At 71.5% G+C, this 23,342-nt stretch carries 12 protein-coding genes; 6 read left to right on the top strand and 6 right to left on the bottom strand.

Features of this window, described 5'->3' with window-relative positions:
* The first annotated feature begins 47 nt into the window (after positions 1-47).
* Positions 48-491 carry a hypothetical protein gene (locus AXK61_RS13255; protein ID WP_068745798.1) on the top strand — a complete coding sequence of 148 codons (444 nt, stop codon included), beginning with the start codon at positions 48-50 and terminating at the stop codon, positions 489-491.
* On the top strand, positions 488-865 hold the full coding sequence (locus tag AXK61_RS13250) for a DUF3817 domain-containing protein (protein ID WP_068570908.1): 378 nt from the start codon (positions 488-490) through the stop codon (positions 863-865). Before AXK61_RS13255 ends, AXK61_RS13250 begins: the two co-directional genes overlap by 4 nt.
* A 69-nt stretch (positions 866-934) precedes the next feature.
* Here the strand turns inward: AXK61_RS13250 and AXK61_RS13245 are convergent, their stop codons facing one another.
* On the bottom strand, positions 935-2,713 hold the full coding sequence (locus tag AXK61_RS13245) for an AMP-dependent synthetase/ligase (protein ID WP_156485659.1): 1,779 nt from the start codon (positions 2,711-2,713) through the stop codon (positions 935-937).
* A gap of 107 nt (positions 2,714-2,820) precedes the next feature.
* Here AXK61_RS13245 and AXK61_RS13240 point away from each other — a divergent pair, with 107 nt between their 5' ends.
* Together AXK61_RS13240 and AXK61_RS13235 are read left to right on the top strand one after the other, a co-directional pair.
* Positions 2,821-4,638, top strand: a complete 1,818-nt coding sequence (locus tag AXK61_RS13240) for a DEAD/DEAH box helicase (protein WP_231855536.1) — start codon at positions 2,821-2,823, stop codon at positions 4,636-4,638.
* A 108-nt stretch (positions 4,639-4,746) separates the two neighbouring features.
* Positions 4,747-8,964, top strand: a complete 4,218-nt coding sequence (locus AXK61_RS13235) for an AAA domain-containing protein (RefSeq protein ID WP_068745736.1) — start codon at positions 4,747-4,749, stop codon at positions 8,962-8,964.
* 7 nt (positions 8,965-8,971) lie between these two features.
* Here the strand turns inward: AXK61_RS13235 and AXK61_RS13230 are convergent, their stop codons facing one another.
* From AXK61_RS13230 to AXK61_RS13215, 4 genes are read right to left on the bottom strand one after another with little or no spacing between them, the layout of a single operon-like run.
* Positions 8,972-9,628: a hypothetical protein gene (locus tag AXK61_RS13230; RefSeq protein WP_068745729.1), complete on the bottom strand. Its 657-nt coding sequence runs from the start codon at positions 9,626-9,628 to the stop codon at positions 8,972-8,974.
* Between the two features lie 13 nt (positions 9,629-9,641).
* Complete coding sequence (locus AXK61_RS13225) at positions 9,642-10,466, bottom strand: shikimate 5-dehydrogenase (RefSeq protein ID WP_068745727.1); 825 nt, start codon at positions 10,464-10,466, stop codon at positions 9,642-9,644.
* Between the two features lie 44 nt (positions 10,467-10,510).
* Positions 10,511-11,053: a DUF3558 family protein gene (locus tag AXK61_RS13220; protein ID WP_269451169.1), complete on the bottom strand. Its 543-nt coding sequence runs from the start codon at positions 11,051-11,053 to the stop codon at positions 10,511-10,513.
* A 45-nt stretch (positions 11,054-11,098) separates the two neighbouring features.
* Positions 11,099-11,479 carry a hypothetical protein gene (locus tag AXK61_RS13215; RefSeq protein WP_068745724.1) on the bottom strand — a complete coding sequence of 127 codons (381 nt, stop codon included), beginning with the start codon at positions 11,477-11,479 and terminating at the stop codon, positions 11,099-11,101.
* 115 nt (positions 11,480-11,594) lie between these two features.
* Here AXK61_RS13215 and AXK61_RS13210 point away from each other — a divergent pair, with 115 nt between their 5' ends.
* On the top strand, positions 11,595-12,929 hold the full coding sequence (locus AXK61_RS13210; protein WP_156485658.1) for a WXG100 family type VII secretion target: 1,335 nt from the start codon (positions 11,595-11,597) through the stop codon (positions 12,927-12,929).
* On the opposite strand, the gene AXK61_RS13205 is transcribed toward AXK61_RS13210, so the two are convergent.
* On the bottom strand, positions 12,904-13,722 hold the full coding sequence (locus AXK61_RS13205) for an SIR2 family NAD-dependent protein deacylase (protein ID WP_082789333.1): 819 nt from the start codon (positions 13,720-13,722) through the stop codon (positions 12,904-12,906). The genes AXK61_RS13210 and AXK61_RS13205 overlap by 26 nt on opposite strands.
* Positions 13,723-14,030: 308 nt before the next feature.
* On the opposite strand from AXK61_RS13205, the gene AXK61_RS13200 reads away from it, so the two are divergent.
* Positions 14,031-23,330: a type I polyketide synthase gene (locus tag AXK61_RS13200; protein WP_068745720.1), complete on the top strand. Its 9,300-nt coding sequence runs from the start codon at positions 14,031-14,033 to the stop codon at positions 23,328-23,330.
* Positions 23,331-23,342: the final 12 nt, after the last annotated feature.

The raw sequence follows: 23,342 nt of genomic DNA, 5'->3' as shown, positions 1-23,342 counted from the left end.
GATACCGGTTTTCGGACGCCGTCGCCGCGACGGGTACCGTCGAGGGCGTGAAACGTCGTCGCCATCGTCCCGCGCTGATCGCGTTCGTCGTGGTCGCCGCCCTGGCGTGTCTGGCGCTCGGCTGGTGGCAATGGGGACGGTTCGAGTCGACGGCAGGTTCCGCCCGCAACCTCGGCTATGCGATGCAGTGGCCGCTGTTCGCCGTCGCCTTCATCTGGGGTTACAAGCGGTTCGTGCAACTCGAGGACGAGGCCGAGCTGCAGGAGCAACTCGAAGCGGAGGAAGCCGGCGCACCTGCCGAGGTCCGGTCCGCACCGAAGTCCGCCGTGCCGGTCGCCACGAAACTCACCGCGATCCCGGAGGGATTCCTGCCGAGCCGGGCGATCGCACCGTCGGCCCCGGACACCGCACCCGACGACGCTGCGCACGACGAGTACAACCGTCTCCTCGCCGACCTGGCGACGAGCGAGAAGATCGAGGAGAAGAAGTGACCGAGGCACCCGTGACCTCCGCCGAGAAGCTGGCGGCGAAGCGCCGCGATCAGGTCGGTAGCGCGCTCAAGCGGTATCGGTTCATGGCGACCCTCACGGGCGTCGTCCTGCTGATCTTCTGCGCCGAGATGATCTACAAGTACCTGCTGGCGAAGGCGTTCGGGTGGGAGAGTCCGGCATGGCTCTTCTACTTCGGGGCCGTCCACGGTTGGTGTTACTTCATCTACCTGCTCGTCACCCTGGATCTGGGATCGAAGGTCCGGTGGCCTGCGAAGCGCTTCCTGCTCACGCTGCTCGCCGGCACGATCCCGTTCGCGTCGTTCTACTTCGAGAAGAAGAACTCCGACGAGATCCGGGCCACGTTCGACCTCTGACGCGCTGAGACGAGAAACGCTGCCCACTCCCGATGCCGATGGAGTGGGCGGCGTTCGCGTATCCGAAGGTCAGCCGTAGATCTCGGCGATGTCGGCGGCGCGCTGATCCATCACCACGTTCCGCTTGACCTTGAGCGTCGGCGTGAGCTCACCGCCGTCGATGCTGAAGTCGGTGGTGAGCACGCGCCACTTCTTGACCTGCTCGGCCTTGGAGACCAGCGAGTTCGCGGTGTTCACGGCGGAGGTGATCTCGGCCTGCAGGGTCTCGTTCGCCACGGCGTCCTCGATCGAGGTGTCCGCGGGCAGCCCGTGCGCGGAGAGCCAGCCCGGCAGGGCCTCGGCGTCGAGAGTGATCAGCGCGGCCACGAAGGGTTGCTTGTCGCCGAGGAGCATGGCCTGCGAGACCAGCGGGTGCTGGCGGAGCGCGTCCTCGGTCTGCGCGGGCGCGATGTTCTTGCCCGCGGCGGTCACCAGGATCTCCTTCTTGCGGCCGGTGATCGAGAGGTAGCCGTCGGCGTCGAGCGAGCCGAGGTCGCCCGTGTGGAACCAGCCGTCCTGCAGCGCGTCGGCCGTGGCCTCGGGCAGGCCCCAATAGCCGCCGAAGACGACGGGGCCGCGGAGCAGGATCTCGCCGTCGTCGGCGATCGCCACCTCCTGGCCGGGGATCGGACGCCCGACGGTGCCCACGCGCTGCTCGGAGGGGCTGTTGCAGGTGATCGCCGCGCTGGTCTCGGAGAGGCCGTAGCCCTCGTACACGGTGACGCCGGCGCCGCGGAAGAAGTGGCCGAGGCGCGCGCCCAGGGGAGCACCGCCCGAGACGGCACACGTGCAGTTGCCGCCGAGGGCCTCACGCAGCTTGGAGTAGACGAGCTTGTCGAAGAGCGCGTGCTTGAGCTTGAGCACCAGCCCGGGGCCGCCGGCTTCGAGGGCCTTGCTGTACTCGATCGAGGTCTCCACCGCGGCGTTGAAGATCTTGCCCTTGCCGCCCTCCTCGGCCTTGCTGCTCATCGTGTTGTAGACCTTCTCGAACACGCGCGGCACGCTGAGGATGTAGGACGGCTTGAGCTCGCCGAACAGGCCGGTGATGTTGGACAGGTCCGCGGTGTGCGCCACCCGGATGCCGTGCTGAACGGCGGCCACCGAGATCGCGCGGGCGAAGATGTGGGCGAGCGGCAGGAACATGACGGTGCTGTCGCCGGGCTTGGTCATCTCGCTCAGGCCCTGATGGATGCCGTCGTACTCGGAGAGCAGGTTGTCGTGCGTGAGCACCACGCCCTTCGGCTTGCCGGTGGTGCCGGACGTGTAGACCAGCGTGGCCTCGGCGGTGGACTCCACCGCGGTGGCGCGGGCGAGATAGGCCTCGTCGGCGACGGCGGCACCGTCGGCGGTGAGGGCGTCGACGAGCCCCTCCTCGATGACCCAGACCTGTACGCCCGCGGGCACGCCGGCGGCGATCCGGTCCGCGGTGGCGCGGGTGTCCGTGATCAGCGCGATCGAGCCCGAATCGGAGAGGATGTGCTCGACCTGGGCGGCCGAGTTCGACTCGTAAACCGCCACCGTCGAACCCCCGACGGACCAGTTGGCGTAATCGAGGAGGGCCCACTCGTACCGGGTGGGGCTCATGATCGCGATGCGGGTGCCGGTCTCGATGCCGCGGGCCATCAGGCCCTTGCCCACGGCGGTCAGCTGGTCGTTGAACTGCTGCGCGGTGACGGGCGACCAGCCGGAGCCGGAGGGGCGCAGGAACAGCTCGAACGACGGGGTCGACTCGACCAGCGCGCGGATCCTGGTGGTCAGGTTGTCCGATGCCGCGTGGGACCGGGTGGCGGCAGTGGTCTCGATGCGCAAGAGCTTCTCCTCGGAGACGATAGTGAACTTCAGACAACCTATCGGAGGGTGTCCGAATCTGCTGGTGTTTCGCGCGTGCGGGGTACACCGCATATGCTGGGGAAATAATGTCTGATGAATTCGGTGCCGAGCGCACCGCCCCCGCCTCCGTCGATGGTGATGCGCAGGCTTCCGATTCTGCCACCGAACCGGTGACCTTCCTCGACCTCGGCATCGACGAGCGCGTCCTGCGCGCACTCGCCGAGGTCGGGTACGAGAATCCGTCGCCCATCCAGGCCGCCACGATCCCTCCCCTGCTCTCGGGCAGCGATGTCGTGGGCCTCGCCCAGACCGGCACGGGTAAGACCGCGGCGTTCGCCGTCCCGGTGCTGTCCAAGATCGACGGTGCCAACCGCAAGCCGCAGGCCCTGGTGCTGGCGCCCACGCGCGAGCTGGCGCTGCAGGTGTCCGAGGCCTTCGGCAAGTACGCCGTGCACATGCCAGACATCACCGTGCTGCCGATCTACGGCGGGCAGAGCTACGGCGTGCAGCTCTCGGGCCTGCGCCGCGGCGCGCAGATCATCGTCGGCACCCCGGGCCGCGTGATCGATCACCTCGCCAAGGGCACGCTCGACTTGTCGAACCTCGAGTTCCTGGTGCTCGACGAGGCCGACGAGATGCTCACGATGGGCTTCCAGGAGGACGTCGAGCGGATCCTCGCCGACACCCCGGAGTTCAAGCAGGTCGCGCTGTTCTCGGCCACCATGCCGCCCGCGATCCGCAAGATCTCGAAGAAGTACCTGCACGACCCGGTCGAGGTCACCGTCAAGGCGAAGACCGCGACGGCGTCGAACATCACGCAGCGCTACCTGCAGGTCGCGCACCAGCGCAAGCTCGACGCGCTCACCCGCCTCCTCGAGGTGGAGGAGTTCGACGGGATGATCATCTTCGTCCGGACGAAGTCGGCCACCGAGGAGCTCGCCGAGAAGCTGCGCGCCCGCGGGCACGCGGCCGCCGCCATCAACGGCGACATCGTGCAGGCGCAGCGCGAGCGCACGATCGACCAGCTCAAGGACGGCAAGATCGACATCCTCGTGGCGACCGACGTCGCGGCCCGCGGCCTCGACGTGGAGCGCATCAGCCACGTCGTCAACTACGACATCCCGCACGACACGGAGTCGTACGTGCACCGCATCGGCCGCACCGGCCGCGCGGGCCGCAAGGGCGACGCGCTGCTGTTCGTCACGCCCCGCGAGCGGCACCTGCTGCGCGCGATCGAGAAGGCCACCCGGCAGCCGCTCACCGAGATGGGCCTGCCGTCCGTCGAGGACGTCAACGCGCACCGCGTCGAGAAGTTCGGCGATTCGATCACCGAGAACCTCACCAACGACCACCTGCAGATGTTCCGCCGCCTCATCGAGGACTACGTGGGCGCCAACGACGTGCCGCTGGTCGACGTCGCAGCGGCGCTCGCGCTGCAGTCGCGCGACGGTGCCTCGTTCCTGCTCAAGCCCGATCCGCCGGAGCGCGAGCGCAACGCCCGGGACCGCAAGGACTTCGGGGACCGCAAGGACTTCGGCGACCGGGGCGACCGCCGCGGCCGGGATCGCGATCGCGACCGGGAGCCGTCGACCCACCGCAAGACGGGGCGGCCGATGATGCCGTACCGGATCGCCGTCGGGAAGCGCCAGCACGCCACCCCGTCGCAGATCGTGGGCGCGATCGCCAACGAGGGCGGCCTCCGGCGCAGTGATTTCGGACATATCAGCATCCGGCCGGACCACAGCATCGTCGAGCTGCCGGACGATCTGGATCGCGACGTCTTCGACGCCCTGGAGCGAACCCGCATTTCGGGGCAGTTGATCAACCTCGAACCCGACCCCGGCGTACCGTCGGGCCGCCCGGCCGGGGGCAAGCAGCGCTTCCGCGCGGGCCGGAAGAGGTAATGACCGCTCGGCGTACGCGCCGACGTGTATTAACCTTTAGTCAAGGTATAGCCCGGCCGGGCCGTACCGAGTGTCGGCTGCCGCCGACCCGAGGGACTCGAGGAGCGCATGACCGCCGCCGGTGATCAGGGCGACGGCCCGGACGGGCGTCGCGATCGCGTCGTCCGCCTGTTGCAGTACTTGGACGAGCTGATCCGGTCCCGCTCGGTGGTCGCGCGCGACCTCGACGATCACCTCGCCGTGCTGCCGCTCACCGGCGAGGGCGCGCTGACCGAAACGTGGGACGCCGACGCCAAGCCCGGCGCGACCATCTTCACCGTGCCGCGGGACGACGCCCCCGATTCGCCGCACGCGCGCCTGCTGCGCGTCTTCGACGAACTGGGCGATCACCCGGAGTCGGTCGAGCTGGTCCTGGCCTCCGGGCTGCTCACCGCCCGCGACGGCGACACCGCGATCCGCGCCCACCTGCTCACCCAGCCCGTGCTGCTCGAGCGCGACCGGCGCGGCAAGAAGCTGACGGTCGTGCTGCCGCGCGACTCCGTGCCGCGCGTCGAGGACTCGCTGCTGCTCGCGGGCCTGCCCTCGTTCGACCTGTCCGGCTCCGCCGAACTGCAGACCTCGCTCCGCGAGACCGCCCGCACCGTGCTCGACCCGGCGTGCGAGGAGTTCACCGCGACCTGGCTCGGCGCCGCGTCGCGCGACGGGGGAGCGAGCATCGAGTTCGCGCCCGCGCTGGTACTGCGCACCCGGGGATCCGCGCCGCTCCTGGGCTTCTACGACGCGATGAAGGCCGACGTCTCCGATCCAGAGCGACCCGTGCCGATCGGACTCGCGCAGCTCGTCGAGGGCGTGAGCTCCGAGGAGCGGATCCGGCAGCTCGCCGTCGACGGTGCGATGAGTCCGCTGGACCTGCTCGACGAGGCGTACTACGTCCTGCCCTCGAACGTCGAGCAGCGGGACATCCTGGCGCACATGGGCGCCGACTCCGGCGTCGTCGTCGAGGGGCCGCCCGGCACGGGCAAGACCCACACCATCGCGAACCTGCTGGCCGCACTGCTGGCGAAGGGGCAGCGGGTGCTCGTCGTGTCCGAGAAGGCGCAGGCGCTCGCCGTGCTGGAGGACAAGCTGCCGCCGGAGGTGCGCCAGTTGGTCGTGTCGGTCACCGATGTCACGAAGGACGGTTCGGCGTCGCTCGCTGCGTCCGTCACCGAGATCGCGACCCGCAAGTCCACGTACTCCGACGCCCTCGCCGACGCCGAGCTGCGCGACCTGCGCGCCAAGCGCGACCGCGCCATCGCCCGCCGCGAGGACCTGGTGCGCGAGGTCTGGTCGCTGCGCACCGCCGAGACCGAGGACTCCGACTGGCTGACCTCCGCGTACTCCGGCAAGCCGGCCGAGATCGTCGCGCAGGTCCGACGGGACGCCGAGAAGTACTCCTGGCTGCCCGGCCCCGTCGACGGTGCCGTGCCCCCGCTCGACACCCGGGAGTTCGACCGGCTGGTCGCGCTCCTGCGCCGCAACGACGAGTTGTTCTCCCGCCGGCTGACCCACAACCTGCCGGACCTCTCGGAGATCCCCGACGCCGACGACCTCGAGGAGCTGACCGGCCGCCTCGCGGACTCGCCCCTCGCCGACGGCGGGGACAGCGCGCTCGCCCACGTGCTCGGCGGCGTCGACGCCGACCGGCTCACCGTGATCCGGGCGCGCGCCGACCTGATCAGCGAGCTCGTCGACCGGGTGCGGCGCTACCCGCCGTCCGCGCAGTTGCTCGCCGAGGACATGCTCATCGGCGACCGCGCGCACCTCGCGTCGCGGCTGACCGGGCTCGAGGAGCAGATCGCCACGGCGCGCAACGCCGACGGCGAACTCGACGGCGCCACCGTCGAACTCAGCGACACTCCGGACGCCAACGACCGCGCCGCGATCGAGGACTACTCCCGACACCTCGCGGCCGGCAATCTCGCGCGCAAGCGGTTCCGCCGGCCCGAACAGAAGGCCTTCGAGGAGACCGGGCTCGGCATCGTCGTCGACGGTGCGGAGGGTGCGGACGGCAAGCACCTGCGGTCCGCCGCGATGCACCTGCGGGTCGAGGACGTCATCGGGCGGGTCGGTGACGTGCTCCGCGCCCTCGGGCTCGAGGCGCCCGCCACCGATCCGTCCGGCCGCACCGCCACCCGGGGCCGCAGCGAGCGGCTGAGCCAGGCCGCGGATCAACTGCTGCGCGCCCGCACGGTGGTGCGCCTGGTCTCCGAGCGCGACCGGCTCGTCGAGGCGATGCAGGCGATCTCGGAGCACGCCCCCCGCCCGAAGGACCTCACCGAGACGGAGCAGACCGCGAAGCAGGTGGTGGCGATCTCCGCCGCTGCGGGCGCTCGTGACGCGCACAGCCGGCTCGACGCCGTGCGGGTGCGGGTGCAGGAGATCGTGGAACGCGGACCGTCGCCGGAGGGCGACGCGATGGTGGCGGCGTTGCGCCAGTACAAGTTCGGGCCGATCCGGGACGCGCGCCGGGCGTGGGACGCCGCCCGGACCGACCGCGACGACCGTGGCGGCCTCGACCTGCTGGCACTGCGCCTGCGGACCAAAGCGCCCGCACTGTTCGACCTGGTGGCCCGCACCGCCGATGACCCCGTGTGGGACGCGCGCGTACCCGAGCTGGCCGCGGCCTGGTCGTGGCGCCGCGCCGTCTCGTGGGCCGCCTCCCGAGTGCACCCCGGCGACGACGCCCAGCTCGAGGCCGATCTGCAGGCCGCGGAACAGGACGTCGCGCACTACACGACCCGGATCGCGACGGCGAGCGCGTGGCGGCAGTGCCTGCGGCGCATGACCTTCGACGAGATCCAGGCGTTGCACGCCTACCGTGACCACGTGTCGTCGATCGGGCGCGGATCGGGTCGGCACGCCGAGCGCTTCCGGGTCGCGGCGCGCGAGGCGATGCGCCAGGCGCAGTCCGCGGTACCGGCGTGGATCATGCCGATCTCGCAGGTCGTGGCGTCGATCTCACCGGAGCGCAACGCCTTCGACGTCGTGATCGTCGACGAGGCCAGCCAGGCCGACATCACCAGTTCCTTCCTGCTGTGGCTCGCCCCGCGCGTGATCGTGGTCGGCGACGAGAACCAGTGCGCGCCCTCGTCGTTCACCGGCGTCAGCCTCGACGAGGTCTTCGACCGGCTCGACGCCCAGCTTCCCGACATCCCGCCCTATCTGCGCGACTCGCTGACCCCGCGGTCCAGCCTGTTCACCCTGCTGCGCACCCGGTTCGGGCACACGGTGCGGCTGCGCGAGCACTTCCGCTGCATGCCCGAGATCATCGACTTCTCCTCGCGCCAGTTCTACAGCGACGCACCGCTGATCCCGGTGCGGCACTACGGCGCCGACCGTCCCGTTCCACTGCGCGTCACGCACGTCCCGAAGGCGAAGGTCGTGGGCGAGGGGGCCCGGATCAGCAACCCCACGGAGGCCCAGGCCATCGTCGATCAGCTGGTCCGGTGCTTCGCCGATCCGCTGTACGCGGGCCGCACCTTCGGCGTCATCGTGCTGCAGGGGCAGGGCCAGGTCGACGAGCTGTACCGCCGCCTGCGCGAGGCGGTCGACCCCGACGAGTGGGACGCCCGGCGCCTGCGCGTGGGCACGCCGCCCGACTTCCAGGGCGACGAGCGCGACGTGATGATGCTGTCGATGGTCGTCGCTCCGGACTACCGGTTCCGGTCGCTGACGGGACGGGACTTCCAGCGCCGCTTCAACGTCGCCGCGTCGCGTGCCCGCGACCAGATGTGGCTGTTCACGTCCGTCGAGGAGTCCGACCTCAAGGGTGCCGATCTGCGGGCGTCGCTGCTGCGGTACGTCACGCGCGCTGATGTCGAAGTGGCGCAACCGATGCCTGCCGACGTGCCGGTCGACCGGCGCGTCGAGCCCTTCGACAACCTCTTCGAGCAGCAGGTGTTCGTGCGGCTGCGGGACATGGGGTACCACGTCAACCCGAAGGTCGTGGTGAACAATCGCGCCATCGACCTCGTCGTGACCGGCGAACAGGGCAAGCTCGCGGTCGAGTGCGACAGCGCCGATTTCGCCTCGACGCCCGAGCAGGCCCGGTCCGACATCGAGCGGGAGCGGGAGCTGCGACGGTGCGGATGGGAGTTCGTCCGCATCCGCGAGTCCGTGTTCGCCACCGACGCCGACGCGGCGATGGCCGTCGTGCTCAAGTCCCTCGACCGACGGGGCGTGCACCCGTTGACCCTGCAGCGGGCGCTCACCGTGGGCGAGCGCGCGTCCGACGGTTCCGTGGAGCTGTGGGAGCCCGTGGGGCTCGACATCGACACGGAGTAGGCGACTCCTAGCCGAGGTGGGTCGCGAGGGTCTGGACGGCGGGCTTGAGGACCTTCTCGCGCCAGTCGTCGTTCGAGGTGCGCTCGGCGATGGTGTTGACCTCGAAGTAGAAGCGGCCGGACTGGCACAGCGCCTCGATGACGCTCTCTGTCCGCACGTCGCAGCGCTGCGGGCCCCAGGCCGACCCCACGTCGAGGTGCTTGCCGTGCGTGGAGAGCTGCTCGTCGTAGTACTGCGCGATGTTGGCGGGCGTCGAGATCGCGGGGACACTGACCTCGAGGAAGGTCAGTCCCTTCAGGTCGTGCTCGTTGGGGAGCGTGAAGCTGTATGCGCAGGTGCCCTTCGGGAGCACGCCCCCGGACGATCCGCCCGACACCGACAGATCGGGGTTGACGGTGCCCAGACGTCCGAGGAGGGTGATCTTCTTCGGCTTGCGCGTGATGTCGGTCGCCTGCGGCAGGATCGCGGTGATCTCCTGATCGGTGAGCAGCGTGCACGTGTCGGGCCACTGGGAGAACGGGACCTCGCCGGCAGGGACCGAGATCGGTGCGCCGGTGGTGATCGGGGAGCCGAACGTGATGTCCGGCGTGCTGCTGCAGCTCACGACGGTCGTGGCCGCGGCCAGCGATGCGGCGACCACGGCGATCGAGTACGTGCGATTCATGTGTCGGAAGATACTAGGAGCGCGAGTACTCGGAGGCGCGGCGCACCAGGTCCGGGTCGGGACGCACGCCGGTGTAGAGCACGAACTGCTCGGCCGCCTGCAGGGCGATCATCTCGGCGCCGGTGATCACCGTTGCACCGGCCGCCCGTCCGGCGCGCACCAGCGGCGTCTCGGGCGGCATCGCGACCACGTCGAAGACGGTGTCGGCCGCCGCGATCAGCGCCGCCGGGAACGACAGATCGTCGGCGGCCGGACCGCCCGCCATCCCGACGGGCGTCGCATTGACCAGGACCCGGGCACCGTCGGGCGCGCTGGTCGCGTGCCGGAAGCCGTACTGCCCCGCCAGCGCGGTGCCCGCCTCGGCGTTACGGGCGACGACCGTCACGTCGGAGCAGCCGTGATCGCGCAGCGCCGCGACGACGGCCTTGGCCATCCCGCCCGAGCCGGCGACCGCGGCGGGCAGCGCCGGGTTCACCGCGTTCGACGAGAGCAGCGAGGCGACCGCTGCGTAGTCCGTGTTGTAGGCGTGCAGCACACCGTCGACGTTGACGATCGTGTTCACCGAGTCGATCGCGGTCGCCGACGGCTCCATGACGTCCACCAGCTCGATCACCGACTCTTTGAAGGGCATCGAGATCGCGCAGCCGCGGATGCCCAGCGACCGCACCCCGCCGATCGCCGCCGGCAGATCGGTGGTGGTGAAGGCTTTGTAGAGGTAGTTCAGGCCCAGCTCTCGGTACAGGAAGTTGTGGAACCGGGTACCGATGTTGCTCGGCCGGCCGGACAGTGACATGCACAGGACGGTGTCGCGGTCGGGCATGGCGATCGTGTCGTTCATCCCGCTCACCCTAATCCGCCTGCAGCCCCGCCGTGGTCGGCTCGCTACGGGGCCTTGGTGATCGCGAGAGACGCGAACGCCACCGCACGCTCGCATTCGACGGTGCGTCCTGGGGAGGGGTTGGTGGATGAAGCCCTGGTCGCGACAATTGACAGTTCCGCGCGGAACGCCGCGATGCAGTAGTTGTTCTCAGCAGCTACGGCGAGAGAGCGGCCGTGTGCAGTGCGATCCGCCTGCCACGGCAGAGTTCTCATGTACCGCTTGTACCGGTCGAGGGGCATCTCGACGCCGACGATCTGCGAGTATTGAGTGCCGCCACGTGCGGCGCTGTAGTCGCTGCCGCGCCAGTGACAGCCTCGATAGTTGGCAGAGTCCACCTTGGCTGCATCCTCCACAGTTGTGGGGTCGATCTCGAGGCCGCGGAGCTCGGCGTCGGAGTAGGCGCTACAGGGTTCGAAGGTGGTGCCGTCGGTGCGGTCGTTGGTGCGCTCCGCGATTGTCGGGTTGAACGGTAGGGGCCCGGCGACAGCGCCGGGCTTGCCAGAGGTGACTGGCTGACCTGGGACGGTCATGGTGCATCCGCCCACCACAAGCGCTCCAGTAACGGTGAGTGCCAAGATTCTCAGACTCACTCAGCGGCCAATCATACGGTTGATCTGGTCCTCGCTGGCGCCTTCGGTGCGCAGGATCCACCGACCGATCTCGCGGTACGTGGCTGCCAAGGAGCGTGCCTCGGTGGCCTGGGTGAGAAAGGTGTTGTACAGCGAGCGGTCGTGTTCGACTGCGCCAAGCCGGATGTTGTAGGTCGCTGCCTCGCCCTCCACCGTCGGACCGAGGTAGTTCAGTGATCCGATGTCTGATAACCCCTCAGCAGCGCGGGCAAGCCGATCCGCGTGGCGTTCCAATGCACGGGCGAGCTCCTCCTGCGGATTCCCGTCGGACACCATGTTCGGACGACCGGCGATCCCCTCGCGCGCGGCCTCGATGATCTGCGTCAGCTCACCGTCCGCCATGGCACCCTCCTCTCGTTGAGGCGCCTCCGACGAGCGCTCCTATCAATTGGACGCACCAGCGCGGTGATCGGTTCCGTCCGGGATTCGACCGGCACGGGAACCGGACGGTCAGCTGGTGCGTCCAATGAACATGGAGGGTTTTCGCGACATCGGCAGCACCCCGTTCGAGGAGATGGCGGCGTCGGAGATCCGGACGATCGCCAGGAAGCTGTCGGGCGGCGGCATCGCGGCGGACGCCCGGGCCATCGGCCAGGCCGGGGGCACCCACGCACAGAGTGTCGCTGAGCTGGAACGAGACGTGGCCGCGCTCGTGCCGCGGTGGAAGGGCGAGGCGGCGGACGCGGGCTTCCAGCAGGTCGGCCGGTTCGCCGCGGCGTCGTATCTCGTCGACAAGGAGATCGCCGGGACGGCGCGGCAGCTGACGGGACTGTCGAGTGCCGCGACGGCGACCACCGCGAGATTCAGTGACCTCGCGGATCCGGGGAGCGCCGCGAGGGCCGGGGGCGCGACCAAGAGCGGCGTGGGTGCAGCGGTCGCCGCCGAGCTGCGGGCGACGTACACGACCCCGGTCCAGGCGGACGCGGCCTCGATGCCGCTCGGCGCGGAGGTCACCCGGATCGGTTTCGGACGGGACGCCGAGCGCAGAGGCGATCGGTCGCCGTCGGTCGAGGCTCCGCCGGCGGGCGCCGACACCCCGTCGGTCGGCTCGGGCGCAGGTGGGGGCACAGGCGAGGGCGACGGGACGACGGGCGGGGGTGGCGCACCGTCGGGCACGGGGAACGAGAGCACCGGCACCGGGGCCGGCCCGGTCGGGACGGACACCGCGGACACGGGGAGCGCCGCCGAAGGGACGGGGCAGGGCGGCGACACTGGAGCCGGCACGGGTGCGGGCGGCACCGGCGGCGCGGGGTCGGGTGCCGGCGCCGGGACGGGCACGCCGACGGCGGCCGACCCCGTCGGAACTGGGACGGACCCGCTCGCCGCCGACCCCGCCGCGACGGACCCCGCCGAGGAGCGCGGGTCCGGGCTGCTCACCCCGGCCGCGACGGTGCCCTTCACGCCCGCGTCGCGGACCGCCGTCGGGGGAGTGGGCACGCGCACGCCGGACCTCACCCGGTCCGCGTCGCCGTTGGGACTGCGGCAGGACGCGTCCGCCCTCCGCTCGGCCACGACGACGACGGCGGCGGGCACGGGCGCCCCGATCACGGGCGCGCGACCCGCCTCGGGGCCGTACGGAATGCCACCGGCGGGCGGCGGAGGACAGCGTGGTCAGGGCGACGGCCGGCACCGCGTGCCCGCTTACCTGATCGACCGTCGCAACGGCGAGGAGTTGGTCGGGGACATGCCGCTGGTCGGGCCGGGAGTCATCGGGCAGTGGCGGTCCGACGGTGCGCCGGAACCGGCCCGGCCGCCCGCTCCCCCGGTCAGGACGGAGCGGGCTCCGCGTTGACGGCGGCGACCAGCGCGGGCAGCGTCGTGGCCGCGGAGCCCCGCCACGCGTGGGTGGCCCGGTCGCTCAGGGGTGTCGCGGCGGGGTTGATCTCGATCACCGGAATCCCGGTCTCCAGGGCCAGCTCGGGCAGCCGCGCGGCCGGGTGGACGAGGCCGGACGTCCCGACCACCAGCACCACGTCGGCGGTGAGCACCGAGGCCTCCGCCCGGGCCCAGGCGTCCATCGGGAGGGACTCGCCGAACCAGACGATCCCCGGCCGCACCGGGGAGAGGCAGTGCATGCACGTGGGCGGCGTGGTGCGCAGCTCGGGTGCGACGTCGGCACCGTCGGGCAGGAAGGCGTCCGCGCCGAGATAGGGGGTGCCGCAGTGCTCGCAGCGCGGGGCGAAGAGGCTGCCGTGCAGGTGCGAGACCGTCCGCGAGCCTGCGCGTTCGTGCAGGTCGTCGACGTTCTGCGTGGCGATGGAGACGGCCCGGCTCGCGGCGAGCTCGGCGAGCGCGATGTGACCGTCGTTCGGATCCGCCCGGCGCGCCACGTGCGCGCGCCACTGGTACCAGCCCCAGACCAGCGCGCTGTCGCGCGACCAGCCGTCGACCGAGGCGATCTCCTCCGGGTCGTACCGCTCCCAGAGCCCCGTCTGCGCCTCGCGGAAGGTGGAGATGCCCGACTCGCGGCTCATGCCCGCCCCGGTGAGCACCGCGACGGTCTCGGCGGAGCGCACGAGCTCGGCGACGGCGGGCGGCACCGGCACTGCGGCGGGACGGTCGGAGGGGCGCATGCCGGGCTGCATCGGCTCAGCGTACCCAGCGGCGCGTCGGCTCCTGTGATGGTAACGATTCGATAACAACTGCTACTCGCGGGAAACATCGGTGATCGCCGTCACGTGCCGGAAGACCTGCATGGATTCACGCGTGTATCAGCCCTCGGATACACCCGTGAATCGATATCTCCAAGCTACTCGCCGGTATACCCACTGGTTACAAATCCGCACGTCAGAGGTATCGCGAAACCTGTGGTCTCATGGAATACGGGTTTTCCGCGGGCCTGCCGCGGACGTGCCGTCATAGCGGCGCGCAGTGAATTGATCCGAGGAGATTCATGACTGTCGACGATTTCGTCACCGCGAACACGCGTGCGGCCAAGGGCCCGCGGAGCAACGACGCACTGGTCGACAGGTTGGCAGCGGGGGAGCAGTACGCCCTGACCTTCGGTGGACAGGGCGGCCCGTGGCTGCCCGGCCTCGTCTCGCTCCTGGAGCAGACGGGCCTCGCCGACGATCCCGAGTACCGCGACCTTTTCGACGGCTTCGTCGCGCGTGCGGACAGCGCGCTCGAGCCGGTCCGCGCGGAGCTGCTGCGCGCCCAGGCCCTGACCTTCGACCCGATGCGTTGGCGCGACGCGTCGATCGCCGCCTCCGAGGCCGAGACCCCCGACGAGGAGGGCGAGGAGACCGCCCCGGCCGCGCCCGGCGCGCGCCGCGTGCTCGCGCCCCAGGTCGACGGTGCCGTCTTCTCCGTTCCCGGTGTTCTGTTCAGCCAGCTCGTGGCCCTCTACGGCCTCGAGGCCCAGGGGCTCGACCCGTGGGACGTGCCGCCCGTCGCCGTCATCGGCCACTCGCAGGGCCAGCTCGCCGTCTCGGCATTCGCCTCGCGCGGCAACGAGGGCGACCTGCTCGCCATCGCACGGCTGATCGGTGCCGCGGGCCGCGTGGTCGCGCGACGCCGGGGCCTCGTCGCCCTCGGCGGCGCCACCCCGATGATGTCCGTGGCCGGCGTCCGCCAGGACAAGCTCGAGGCCCTGCTCGCCGACTTCACCGCCACCGTCGCCTTCGACGCCTGCGGCCCCGTGCTCGCGGTGCGCAACAACCGCAACTCCTTCGTGCTCACCGGCACCCCCAAGCTGCTCGCCGGCTTCCGCGAGTTCTGCGAGTCCGTCGCCGAGACCGAGGAGGCGGACCGCAAGGAGAAGCTCACCGGCGGCGCGGCCTTCGCGCCGAAGTTCGAGGACGTCGCCGTCGACATCGGCTTCCACCACCCTGCGCTCGCCGAGGGCGTCGCGCTCGTCACCGAGTGGGCGCAGCGCTGCGGCCTCGACGCCGAGGTCGCCGGCCGCCTTGCCGCCGCCGTGCTCGTCGAGCAGGTCGACTGGGTCGCCGATGTCGAGGGTGCGATCGCGAAGGGCGCGCGCTGGCTGATCGACCTCGGTCCCGAGGACATCGCCACCAAGCTCTCGGCCGCCCCCGCGCGCGGCCGCGGCGTGGGCCTCGTCCCCGCCACCACGCTGCGCGGCGCCCGCAACCTGTTCTCGCCCGGCGGCGTGCCCGAGCTCCCGCTCGCGTGGTCGGAGTTCTCGCCCCGCGTGGTCTCGCTGCCCGACGGCCGCACCGTGCTGTCCACCCGGTTCACCGAGCTCACCGGCCGCAGCCCGATCCTGCTCGCGGGCATGACCCCGACCACCGTCGATCCCGGCATCGTCGCCGCGGCCGCCAACGCCGGCCACTGGGCCGAGCTCGCCGGCGGCGGCCAGGTCACCGAGCCGATCTTCGCCGACAACGTCGAGAAGCTGACCGCGCTCCTCGAGCCGGGTCGCGCCGCCCAGTTCAACTCGCTGTTCCTCGACCCCTACCTGTGGAAGCTGCAGCTCGGCGGCAAGCGGATCGTGCAGAAGGCCCGCGCGGCCGGCGCCCCCCTCGACGGCGTGATCATCACCGCCGGCATCCCCGAGCTGGAGGAGGCCACGGCCCTCGTCGAGGAGCTCACCGACGCAGGCATGCGCCACGTCGCCTTCAAGCCGGGCACCGTCGAGCAGATCCGCCAGGTGGCGCGCATCGCCGCCGAGGTCCCGCAGTACCCCGTCATCGTGCACGTCGAGGGCGGCAAGGCCGGCGGCCACCACTCCTGGGAGGACCTGGACGAGCTGCTGCTCGCCACCTACGCCGAGCTGCGCGACCGCAACAACGTCGTGCTCGCCGTCGGCGGCGGCATCGGCACGCCCGAGCTGGCGGCCGAGTACCTCTCCGGCGAGTGGTCGCGCAAGTACGGCGCCCCCGCCATGCCGGTCGACGGCATCCTGGTCGGCACCGCCGCGATGGCCACGCTCGAGGCCACCACCTCCGACGACGTGAAGCGCCTGCTCGCCGAGATCCCCGGCACCCCCGCGTGGATCGGCGCCGGCCACGCCGGCGGCGGCATGGCCTCGGGCCGCAGCCAGCTCGGTGCGGACATCCACGAGATCGACAACACCGCGTCCGCGTGCGGTCGCCTGCTCGACGAGGTCGCGGGCGACGGTGACGCCGTCGCCGAGCGTCGCGACGAGATCATCGCCGCGATGGCCGGCACCGCCAAGCCCTTCTTCGGCGACGCCGACGCCATGACCTACGCGCAGTGGCTCGAGCGCTACCTCGAGCTGTCCGTGGGCACCCGCGAGCAGGTCGCGGCCGCCGTCGACTCGACGCTGTTCGGCGATTACGGCTGGCTCGACATCACGCACCAGGACCGGTTCCTGTCGATGCTGCACCGCGCTGAGGCCCGCCTCGCCGACGAGGACCGCGGCCCCATCGAGACCGCCTTCGCCGATGTCGCCGCCACGGACGACGCCTACGCCGCGCTCGAGCAGCTGCTCCAGCGCTACCCGGAGGCATCGTCGACTCGCCTGCACCCGGCCGACGTGCCCTTCTTCGTCTCGCTCTGCCGCACCCCGGGCAAGCCGGTCAACTTCGTGCCCGTCGTCGACAAGGACGTCCGCCGCTGGTGGCGCTCCGATTCGCTGTGGCAGGCGCACTCGCCGCGGTACTCCGCCGACGAGGTGTGCATCATCCCCGGCCCCGAGGCCGTCGCCGGAATCACCCGTGTCGACGAGCCCGTGGGCGACCTGCTGAACCGGTTCGAGGCCGAGCTGGTGCGCCGCCGCATCGGCGAGGGCGCCGTCGCGCAGGCCGTCGCCGGCCGTCGCGTGGTGCCGGGCGTCGAGTCCGTGCCGCTGGCGCGGGCCCTCGCCGCCACCAACGTGCTCTGGGCCGGTCGTCTCGTGCACAGCCCTATCGCGCGGCTCGGCGCCGGCAGCACCTGGACCACCTCGGCCGACGGTGACGCCGCCTCGGCCGTGCAGTCGACGACCGGTGCGCGCATCGTCGTGACCGGGCCGAACGCCGTCGTGCTCCAGGTCCCGGTCTCGGGCACCGAGCTCGTCATCCCGATCCAGGTGCCGGACAGCTGCGCCGACGGCGGCGTGCCCGTCATCGAGCTCGGCGAGGCCAGCGAGGCCATGTCGAAGCTGGTCGCCCTGGCTGCCGCAGGCGATCTGCCCGCCGTGTCCGACGGTGCCGCCGTCGTCGACTTCGAGTTCCGCGCCGAGGACGCCGCCGACCATGCGGCGATCACCGCGGACAGCCTCCCGGTCGGTCTCTCGGCGCTCTACGGCGACGAGCAGCTGGCCGTGCCGGACGCCTTCGTCGGCCTGTGCTGGCCCGCGTCCTTCGCCGTGGTCGGCGCCGCCACCACGGCCGAGGGCCGCCCCGTCGTCGAGGGCATGCTCGACCTGGTGCACCTCGATCACGCGATCGAGCTCGCCGGTAACCCGGCCCCCGGTGCCTACCGCGCCACGGCGCGTCTCGAGGACGTGACCGCCACCGACATCGGCACCGTGGTCACCGTCGGCATCGACGTCCGGACGCCGGGCGCGGACGTCCCCGCGGTGGTCATGACCGAGCGGTTCGCGATCCGCGGCCGCACCGGCTCCGCCGAGCTGGCCGACCCGCAACCCGCGGGCGGAGCGCGCGGCGAGACCGCCACGGAGACGCCGCGCAAGCGCGTCCGCCAGGCGGTCGTGAACGCCCCGCAGGACATGAGCGGCTTCGCGGCCGTGTCCGGCGACCACAACCCGATCCACACCTCGCAGGTCGCGGCGAGCCTCGCCGGCCTGCCCGGCCCGATCGTGCACGGCATGTGGCTGTCGGCCGCCGCGCAGCAGGTGGCGTCCGCCTCCAACGGCGATGTCATGCACCGCAAGATCCGCGGCTGGACCACCCGCTTCCTGGGCATGGTCCTGCCGGGCGACGAGGTGCAGTTCACCGTCGAGCGCGTCGGCATCGACCGCGGCGGCGAGCTCCTCGAGGTCACCGCCCGCGTCGGCGACGACCTGGTGATGGCCGCCTCGGCCGTCGCGTTCCCCGCGGTCACCGCGTACGTCTTCCCCGGGCAGGGCATCCAGGGCAAGGGCATGGGCCTCGCCCAGCGCTCGCGCAGCAAGGCCGCCCGCGAGGTCTGGGACGCCGCTGACGCGCACACCCGCGAGCACCTCGGCTTCTCCATCCTCGCCGTGGTCCGCGACAACCCGCTGTCGATCCGCGCCAACGGCACCGTCTACAGCCACCCCGATGGTGTGCTGTACCTGACCGAGTTCACCCAGGTCGCGATGGCGACCGTGGCGTGCGCGCAGCTGGCCGAGCTCACCGAGATCGGTGCCCGCGTGGACGATCCGATCATCGCGGGTCACTCCGTCGGCGAGTACAACGCGCTGGCCTCGGCCGGCGTCCTGCCGCTCGGCACCATCCTCGAGACGGTCTTCCACCGCGGCCGCATCATGCAGCAGCTGGTGCCCCGCGACGAGCAGGGCCGCAGCCCGTACTCGATGGCCGCGCTGCGTCCCGAGCTGTTCGACGTCGACGACGCCGAGCTCACCGATTGGGTCGAGGGCAACCTCGAGGGTGCGGATGAGTTCGCCGAGATCGTGAATTTGAACCTGCGCGGCGCGCAGTACGTCGTGGTCGGCAACGCCGCCGGCCTGGCCGCCCTGGAGCGCGCCATCGCCGAGCGCACCGGCAGCCCGAAGGCCTTCCAGCAGGTGCCGGGCATCGACATCCCGTTCCACTCGTCGGTGCTGCGCGCCGGCGTGCCGGAGTTCGCCGAGCGCCTGCAGGAGCTGGTGCCCGCCGAGTTCGACTACACCAAGCTGGTCGGCAAGTACCTGCCGAACCTCGTGGCCCGCCCGTTCGAGCTGACCGCCGACTTCGCGCTGTCGATCCTCGACGTGGTGCCCAGCGAGCCGGTCCGCGCGCTCGTCGCCGACTGGGACGCGGCCGCGAAGAATCCGATGGCGACCGCGCGCACGCTGCTCATCGAGCTGCTGGCCTGGCAGTTCGCCAGCCCCGTCCGCTGGATCGAGACGCAGGACCAGCTGCTCATCGACACCGACCACGGCGGCCTGGGCGTCGAGCGGTTCGTCGAGGTGGGCCTCGCGTCCGCCCCGACGCTCGCGAACCTCGCCAGCCGCACCCTGGCCCTGGCCTCGTACCAGCGCGCCGCCGCGACCGTGCTCAACGCCGAGCGCGACGCCGCGAAGGTCTTCGCGACCGACGAGGACGTCGCCGAGGACGAGGGCGCCGACGAGGCACCCGCGGAGGCCACGGCACCGTCGGCCCCCGCGGCAGCACCGACGGCCGCGCCGGTGGCGAGCGCACCGTCGGGCGGCCCCCGCCCGGCCGACCTCGGCTTCGACGCCGCGGACGCGACGCGCGCCATGATCGCGATCTGGACCAAGATGCGTCCGGACCAGCTGGAGAAGACCGACACCATCGAGACGCTGTGCGACGGCGTCAGCTCGCGCCGCAACCAGCTCCTGCTCGACCTGGGCAGCGAGCTCAACCTGGGCGCCATCGACGGTGCCGCGGAGGCCGACCTGCCGACGCTGGCCGGCACCGTCACCAAGCTGGCGCGCACCTACAAGCCGCTCGGCCCGGTGCTCTCCGAGACCGTCGGCAACCAGCTGCGCAAGCTGCTGGGCTCGACCGGTAAGCGCCCGAACTACATCACCGAGTACGTGACCGGCACCTGGGAGCTGGGCCCCGGCTGGGCGCAGCACACCGTGCTCGCGCTGGCCACCGGCACCCGGGAGGGCGCGTCCGTCCGCGGCGGCGACCTCGCGACGCTGCTCGACGGTCCGGTGTCCAACGCGGCCGCGCTCGACGCGCTGCTCGACCGCGCGGTCGCCGAGGTCGGCGCCGCGCAGGGCGTGCCCGTGGGCAAGCCCTCCGCCGGCGGCGGGGGCGGTGGCGCCACCGTCGACGCGGCGGCGCTCGCCGAGTTCACCTCCGCGATCACCGGCCCCGACGGTGCCCTGGCGGCGTCGGCCCGCGTGCTCCTGAGCAAGCTGGGTCTCGAGGACGAGCAGGGCGGCCTGCCCTCGCTCGACGACGAGTCGGAGCGGCTCGCCGCGCTGATCGCCACCGAGCTCGGCGACGACTGGAGCAATGCCGTCGCGCCGGCGTTCGACGCGAACAAGGCCGTCCTGCTGGACGACCGCTGGGCCAGCGCCCGCGAGGACCTGCTCCGCGTGTGGAACATGGACCCGTCGACCTTCCCGACCTACAGCAAGCACATCCTGGAGACCGCCAAGGGCGCCGGCAAGGCGCTCCTGGACCAGGCGCGCTGGTGGGAGCAGAAGGCCATCGAGGTCGGCCGCACGGAGCACGCCGCGGCCTACAAGTTCCTCGCGGAGCTCGCCGAGTCGACGCCGGAGCCCGGCATCTACGACGGCGAGGTCGCCGTGGTCACCGGCGCGTCCGCCGGGTCGATCGCCGCGGCGGTCGCCGGACGTCTGCTCGCGGGCGGCGCCACCGTCATCGCGACCACGAGCCGCCTCGACGACAAGCGCCTGACCTTCTTCAAGGAGCTCTACCGCACGAGCGCCCGCACCGACGCCGCCCTGTGGGTGGTCCCGGCCAACATGTCGAGCTACGCCGACGTCGACGCCCTCGTCGAGTGGATCGGCGAGCGGCAGGCCGAGACGGTCGGCCCGTACACGGTGGTCCACAAGGAGGCGCTGAACCCGACGCTGCTGTTCCCGTTCGCGGCGCCCCGCGTGTCCGGCGACATGTCCGACGCCGGCCCCCGCGCCGAGCTCGAGATGAAGATCCTGCTGTGGTCGGTGGAGCGGCTGATCGCCGGGCTCGCCGCGATCGGCAAGGACGTCGACCTGGCGTCGCGGCTGCACGTGGTGCTGCCGGGCTCGCCGAACCGCGGCATGTTCGGCGGCGACGGTGCCTACGGCGAGGCGAAGGCCTCCCTGGACGCGCTCGTCACCCGCTGGAACGCGGAGAAGTCCTGGTCGGAGCGCGTCACGCTGGCCCACGCCATCATCGGTTGGGTCCGCGGCACGGGCCTGATGGGCGGCAACGACCCGCTCGTCGAGGCCGTCGAGGCCGCCGGCGTGCGCACCTGGTCCACCTTCGAGATGGCCGACAAGCTGCTGGCCAACGCCAGCCCCGAGGCGCGGGAGCGGGCCGCGACGGCCCCGCTGTTCGACGACCTGACGGGCGGCCTGGGCGGCGTCAACCTCGACATGAAGGCGCTCGCCGAGCAGGCCATGGAGGCCCGTCTGGCCGAGGCCGCGGAGTCCGAGGACGACGGTGCCATCGCCGCTCTGCCCGGTGCCCCGGTCGCGACGCTGGGCGATCCGAACTGGGGCGCGATCGACGCGCGTCCCGAGGACATGGTCGTCATCGTCGGCGCCGGCGAGGTCGGCCCGTACGGCAGCTCGCGCACCCGGTTCGAGATGGAGGTCGACGAGCGGCTCTCGGCGGCCGGCGTCGCGGAGCTGGCGTGGGTGACCGGCATGATCACCTGGGAGAACGACCCGGAGCCGGGTTGGTACGACGCCGAGTCGGGCGATCTGGTGCCCGAGGCCGAGCTGGCCGACAAGTACCACGACGCGGTCGTGGAGCGCTGCGGCATCCGCGAGTTCAGCGACGACGGCGACATCATCGACAAGACCGCGCCGCTGCTGGTGTCGGTGTTCCTGCCGGACGACATGTCCTTCGTCGTGGCGAACGAGGCCGAGGCTCGCGCGTTCGTCGACGCCGATCCGGAGAACACCCGCGCGGTGCCGATGGAGTCGGGGGAGTGGAACGTGACCCGCAAGGCGGGCACCGAGATCCGCGTGCCGCGCCGCACCAAGCTGCTGCGCAGCGTCGGCGGCCAGATCCCGGACGGTTTCGATCCCCAGCACTGGGGGATCTCCGCCGAGATGACGGAGTCCGTCGACCGGCTCGCGATCTGGAACCTGGTGGCCACCGTCGACGCCTTCATCTCCGCTGGCTTCGAGCCGGCCGAGCTGATGGAGTACGTGCACCCCTCGCACGTCGCCAACACGCAGGGCACGGGCATGGGCGGCATGAGCTCGATGCGCGACCTGTTCATCAACACCCTGCTCGGCGAGCCGAACCAGAACGACATCCTGCAGGAGGCTCTGCCGAACGTCGTCGCCGCGCACGTGGTGCAGAGCTACGTCGGCAGCTACGGCGCGATGATCCACCCGGTGGCGGCGTGCGCCACGGCGGCGGTCTCCGTCGAGGAGGGCGTCGACAAGATCAAGGTCGGCAAGGCCCTGTTCGCGGTGACCGGCGGCTTCGACGACCTGTCGATCGAGGGCATCACGGGCTTCGGCATGATGCAGGCCACCGCGGACAGCGAGAAGATGCTGGCCAAGGGCATCAGCCCGCGCCGCTTCTCCCGCGCGAACGACCGCCGTCGCGGCGGCTTCGTCGAGTCCAACGGCGGCGGCACGGTGCTGCTGGCCCGCGGCGACATCGCGGCGAAGATGGGCCTGCCCGTCCTCGGCGTGGTGGCGTGGGCGCAGAGCTTCGGCGACGGCGTGCACACCTCCATCCCGGCCCCCGGCATGGGCGCGCTGTCCGTGGCCGCCGGCGGCCCGGAGGCGCCGATCGCCCGCAGCCTGCGGCAGTTGGGCGTGTCCGCGGACGACGTCTCGATCATCAGCAAGCACGACACGTCGACCAACGCGAACGACCCGAACGAGGCGAACCTGCACGAGCGGATCGCCGACTCGATCGGCCGCAGCGAGGGCGCACCTCTGTTCGTGGTCTCGCAGAAGTCGCTGACGGGCCATGCGAAGGGCGGCGCCGCGGCGTTCCAGCTGATCGGCATGTGCCAGATGCTCACCGAGCAGGTGCTCCCGCCGAACCGCAGCCTGGACTGCGTCGACGACGAGATGCAGAAGTACCCGCACCTCGTCTGGCTGCGCGAGACGCACCGGTTCGACGACACCTTCCGCCCGAAGGCGGGCCTGCTCACCTCGCTCGGCTTCGGCCACGTGTCGGGGCTCATCGCGGTCGTGCACCGCGACGCGTTCCTGGCCTCGCTGGACGAGCAGGCGCGGGCGGAGTACCTGGCGACGGCGCGCGAGCGCGAGGTCGCGGGTCGGCGCGCGGTGCTGTCGGCGATGTGCGGCCGGTCCGACCTGTACCGCAAGCCCCCGGCGGGCCGGCGGTTCGGCGCGGACGCCTCCTCGGAGGTCACGGACCGGAACGAGGCGGCGCTGCTGCTGGACGACAGTGAGCGTCTGGGCCCGGACGGCACGTACTGCGCCGACGGGTGTCGGTAGCGCAGTAGGCTT

Source organism: Tsukamurella pseudospumae, from assembly GCF_001575205.1.
Classification (GTDB): Bacteria; Actinomycetota; Actinomycetes; order Mycobacteriales; family Mycobacteriaceae; genus Tsukamurella; species Tsukamurella pseudospumae.
This window is presented reverse-complemented; position numbering and strand designations above follow the sequence as displayed.